Source organism: Streptomyces sp. NPDC060205, assembly GCF_042728395.1.
Lineage (GTDB): Bacteria > Actinomycetota > Actinomycetes > Streptomycetales > Streptomycetaceae > Streptomyces.
Genome location: NZ_JBHWZP010000500.1, coordinates 1 through 4,993, shown reverse-complemented (window position 1 = coordinate 4,993; position 4,993 = coordinate 1). Strand labels below are relative to the sequence as shown.

4 protein-coding genes are annotated in these 4,993 nt (G+C 72.3%); 3 read left to right on the top strand and 1 reads right to left on the bottom strand.

Features of this window, described 5'->3' with window-relative positions; translation table 11 throughout:
* Positions 1-196 precede the first annotated feature (196 nt).
* The gene (locus tag ACFWGJ_RS41870; RefSeq protein WP_387334200.1) at positions 197-1,492 is read right to left on the bottom strand and encodes an ABC transporter substrate-binding protein; all 1,296 of its coding nucleotides are present in this window, start codon (positions 1,490-1,492) and stop codon (positions 197-199) included.
* Positions 1,493-1,644: 152 nt separating this feature from the next.
* On the opposite strand from ACFWGJ_RS41870, the gene ACFWGJ_RS41865 reads away from it, so the two are divergent.
* From ACFWGJ_RS41865 to ACFWGJ_RS41855, 3 genes are all read left to right on the top strand, one after another.
* Positions 1,645-2,586, top strand: coding sequence for an ROK family protein (locus ACFWGJ_RS41865; RefSeq protein WP_387334198.1), 942 nt, complete (start codon positions 1,645-1,647; stop codon positions 2,584-2,586).
* 119 nt (positions 2,587-2,705) lie between these two features.
* A complete protein-coding gene (nagA, locus tag ACFWGJ_RS41860; RefSeq protein WP_381832905.1) occupies positions 2,706-3,836 on the top strand; it encodes an N-acetylglucosamine-6-phosphate deacetylase in 1,131 nt (376 codons plus the stop codon).
* A gap of 118 nt (positions 3,837-3,954) precedes the next feature.
* Positions 3,955-4,884 (top strand): 1-phosphofructokinase family hexose kinase, encoded by a 930-nt coding sequence (locus ACFWGJ_RS41855; RefSeq protein WP_387334197.1) that lies wholly within the window; start codon positions 3,955-3,957, stop codon positions 4,882-4,884.
* Positions 4,885-4,993: the final 109 nt, after the last annotated feature.

Below are 4,993 nucleotides of genomic sequence, written 5' to 3'. Positions count from 1 at the left end.
CCCTCCAACGCCAGCACGTCCCGCTCCTGCGCAGTCAGCTCCTGGTCACCCATAAGCCCAACGCTAACCCCAAAAGGGGCGCGGGGAACGGCGCAATCTTCTGTCTTTCAGGGGGCGCAGCCCCCAAGGGGCGCGGGGAACTGCGCGGCCCGCCCCCACCGGACCCGCACCCACCCACACCGCCCGACCGACGGAGTCACCCCGCGTTCTGGGCAGCGGCAGCAGCCCGCTGCAACTGCCCCAGCACGGCCGCCGGCTTGCCCTCCGGGCTCACCGCCTCGCCGATCCGCTGCTTGATGTCCGCGCTGACCGCGGCCCAGGAGGTCTGTCCCACGGGGTACAGCTCGGCGTTGGGCAGTTCGCCGAGGAAGTCGACGAGGTCCGCGTCGTCCTTGTCGAGCGCCATCGCCTCGGACGCGGACGTCGTCACGGGCAGCAGGTCGTACTCGTGGGAGAACTCAAGGACGTTCTCGTCGCTGTACACGTAGTCGAGGAAGTCCCCGATCTGCTCCTTGTGCCCGTTCTTCTTGAAGGCCATCATCCAGTCGGCGACGCCCATGGTGGCCTTGGAGCGCCCCTTCGCGCCGGGCATCGGCACCATGCCGAACTTCACGCCCTTCGCGGCGGCGGCCTTCATCAGCGTGGGGTGGCCGTTCAGCATGCCGACCTCGCCGCGCGTGAACGCCGCGAAGGCGTCCGCGCGGTTGAGCTTCGCGGGCGCGACCGGCCCGGTGAGGCCCTTGTCGACGAGCTCCTCCTTGAGCCAGGTGAAGGTGTCGACGTTCTGCGGGGAGTCGAGGCTGTAGGAGCCGACCGTGTCGGTGTACCCGTCGCCGCCGCTGAGCAGCCACATCAGCGTCTCGGCCTGTGCCTCCTCCGGCCCGAGCGGCAGCGCGTACGGGTACTTCACGCCCTTGGCCTTGAGGGCCGCCGCGTCGGAGGCGAGGTCGCTCCAGCTCTCCGGCGGGGTGAGGCCGGCGTCGGCGAAGAGGGTCTTGTTGTAGAAGAGCAGCCGGGTGGAGGAGGCGAACGGCATGCCGTACTGCGTCCGGTTTATCTCGCCCGCCGCGGACAGCTGCGACACGAAGTCGGCCTGGGTGTCTATGGAGAGCACGTCGCCGGCGCGGTAGAGCTCCCCCGCGTCGGCGTAGTCGGCGTACGCGCCGATCTGGGCCAGGTCGGGCGGGTCGCCCGCGTCGACCATGGCCTTGACCTTGGCGTCCACGTCGTTCCAGGAGTAGACGCTGACCTGCACGTCCACGCCGGGGTGCTTCGCCTCGTAGGCCTGGGTCAGCTTGTCCCAGTACTTCTGTGAGCTGTTCGCCTTGGAGTCGCCGTAGTCGGCCGCCACGAGTTTCAGCGTGACGTTCCCGGATCCGGCGGAGCTCCCGCAGCCTCCGAGGGCCGCGGTCACACCCAGTGCGGACGCCACCGCGATCAGACTTGTCACTCGCCGCTGCACTACAGCCGTCCCCAACCCTGTCCGTCCCATGAGCGCGCCCTGGCTTCCGCGCGCCCAAGTGCCCGCGTACCCCACCGATTCGCTCATGCGATCCCAGACTTTCGAATCGCAATTTTCGCTCTAAGGTCTACACCACGTAAGTGGACTAGACCTCTCACGGGGTAAGGGGCGACACTGTACGTGTGAGACACGTCATCGCCCTGGATGTGGGCGGCACCGGAATGAAGGCCGCCCTCGTGGGGGCGGACGGCGAGCTGCTGCACCAGGCGCGCCGCTCGACGGGCCGGGAGCGCGGCCCGGACTCCGTCGTCGAGTCGATCCTCGCCTTCGCCGCCGACCTGCGCGCGCACGGCGTGGAGCACCTCGGCGAGCCCGCGGCCGCCGCGGGCGTCGCCGTCCCCGGCATCGTGGACGCCGACCGCGGCATCGCCGCCTACGCGGCCAACCTCGGCTGGCGCGACGTACCACTGCGCACGCTCCTCAGCGAACGGCTGTACGGGGCACCGGTCGCCCTGGGCCACGACGTACGCACCGGTGGCCTCGCCGAGGGCCGGATCGGCGCCGGCCAGGGCGCGGACCGCTTCCTGTTCGTACCACTGGGCACGGGCATCGCCGGCGCGATCGGCATCGACGGCCGGGTGGAGGCGGGCGCGCACGGTTTCGCGGGCGAGATCGGCCATGTCGTCGTACGCCCCGGGGGCGCCCCCTGTCCGTGCGGACAGCACGGCTGCCTTGAGCGGTACGCGTCGGCGGCCGCGGTCAGCGAGGCGTGGGCCGAGGCCTCCGGCGACCGGGACGCGGACGCGGCGGACTGCGCGAAGGCCGTCGACTCCGGCGATCCCCGCGCGCGGGCCGTCTGGCAGGACGCCGTGGACGCGCTCTCCGACGGACTCGTCACCGCGCTCACCCTGCTGGACCCGCGCGTCCTGATCATCGGTGGCGGTCTCGCCGAGGCGGGGGAAACCTTGTTCACACCACTGCGGGCCGCGGTCGAGCGGCGCGTCACCTTCCAGAAACTGCCGTCCATCGTCCCCGCGGCCCTGGGGGACACGGCCGGCTGCCTCGGCGCGGGCCTCCTCGCCTGGGACCTGCTGGCCACCACTTCGGAGGTATCCGCCCGATGACCACTGAGCGCATGTCTCCGACCGCCCCGCACGAGGGCGCCCCGTCAGGGGCGCGGGACGAGACATCACGCGGCTCCGCCGCGGGGGCGCGCCCGGCCCCCACCGGCCCGCAGCCGACGATCCTCACCGGCGCGAACGTAGTCCTCCCCACCGGAACGGTCCACGGCGGACGCCTGATCGTCGACGGCACCCGCATCGCCGGGAGCGCTCCCGAGAACGCCCCCACGGTGGACCTGCGCAACCACTACGTGGTCCCCGGCTTCGTCGACATGCACAACCACGGCGGCGGCGGAGCCTCCTTCACCTCGGGCACGGTCGAGGAGATCCTCCAGGGCATCCGCACCCACCGCGCCCACGGCACGACGACCCTCGTCGCCTCGACGGTCACCGGTGACATGGACGGCCTGGCCCAGCGCGCGGGGCTCCTCTCCGAACTCGCCGAGCAGGGCGACATCGCGGGCGTCCACTTCGAGGGCCCGTTCATCTCCCCGTGCCGCAAGGGAGCGCACTCCGAGAAGCTGTTGCGCGACCCCGATCCGTCGGAGGTCCGCAAGCTGATCGACGCGGCGCGCGGCCAGGCCCGCATGGTCACCCTCGCCACCGAACTCCCGGGCGGCATCGACTCCGTACGTCTGCTCGTCGAGCACGGCGTCATCGCGGCGATCGGGCACACGGACGCCACGTACGAGCAGACGGTGGAGGCCATCGACGCGGGCGCGACCGTGGCGACGCACCTGTTCAACGCGATGCCGGTGCTCGGGCACCGCACGCCCGGACCGATCGCGGCCCTGCTGGAGGACGAGCGGATCACCGTCGAGCTGATCAACGACGGCGTCCATCTCCACCCGGCCTCCCTGCAGTTGGCGTTCCATCACGCGGGCGGTGGGCGCGTGGCGTTCATCACGGACGCGATGGACGCGGCGGGCTTCGGCGACGGCCGCTACATGCTCGGCCCGCTGGAGGTGGAGGTCGCGGACGGTGTGGCGCGGCTGGTGGAGGGCGGCTCGATCGCGGGCTCCACGCTCACCCTGGACCGGGCCTTCAAGCGCGCGGTGACCGTGGACCGGCTGCCCGTCGAGGACGTCGTCGCGGCCATCTCCGCCAACCCGGCACGGCAGTTGGGCCTGTACGACCGGGTGGGCTCGCTGGAGCCGGGCAAGGACGCCGACCTGGTGGTCCTGGACTCCGCTTTCGAGGTCAAGGGTGTGATGCGCCGGGGCGAATGGCTGGTCGAACCTCAGACCGCCTGAGCCGGGGGCTGGGCCGACGGCCGGTGCCTTTGGCATGATCGGACTTTCGGACGAGCACATCGGTGGCACCCGCACGCGCACCCGGCGGGCGGGTCCACATCGAGAGAGGCAGGCCCAGGTGATTCTCACGGTCACGCTGAACACCGCTCTCGACATCACGTACCGCGTACGGGAGTTGCGGCCCCACGCCTCCCACCGGGTGGACGAGATGACCGAACGGCCCGGCGGGAAGGGCCTGAACGTGGCCCGGGTGCTCGCGGCCCTCGGCCACGAGGTGACCGTGACGGGCTTCGTGGGCGGCGTCACCGGGCGGGCCCTGCGGGACGGGCTCGCGCGGACGCCGGAAGTCGTCGACGCGCTGGTCCCGGTGAGCGGCTCGACCCGCCGCACGATCGCGGTGGCCGACACGACGACCGGTGACACGACTCAACTCAACGAACCGGGCCCGCAGATCACGCCCGCCGAGTGGGCCGGCTTCCAGGAGGCGTACGAGGTTCTGCTGCGCTCCTGCTCCGCGGTGGCCCTGTGCGGCAGCCTGCCGCCCGGGGTGCCGGTCGGGGCGTACGGCCAACTCGTGCGCACGGCTCGGGCGTTGGCGGTCCCGGTGCTGCTCGACACGAGCGGGGAGCCGTTGCGGCGGGGGATCGCGGCCCGCCCCGACGTCGTCAAGCCGAACGCGGACGAACTGGCCGAGCTGACCGGCTCGCACGACCCGTCGCAGGCCACGCGGGACGCGCGCCGGCGCGGGGCGCACGCGGTGGTGGCGTCCCTCGGCGCGGAGGGGCTGCTGGCCCGCACGCCCGAGGGCGACTGGCGCGCGGCCCCGCCCCGGCCGGTCCGCGGCAATCCGACGGGCGCCGGGGACTCCGCGGTCGCGGGCCTGCTGTCGGGTCTGGTGGAGAAACTGCCGTGGCCGGAGCGCCTGGCCCGAGCGGTCGCCCTGTCCGCGGCGACGGTACTGGCCCCGGTGGCCGGCGAGTTCGACCGGGCGGCTTACGAGGAGTTGCTGGCCCGCATATCCGTGACGAGCCAGACGACCGCGGCGTAGCGCTCCGCGCGGGTCGTTTCGCCGCGTGCCGGCCGGTGGGGGCTGGTCGCGCAGTTCCCCGCGCCCCTGAAAGACAAAAGATTGCGCAGTTCCCCGCGCCCCTGATGGG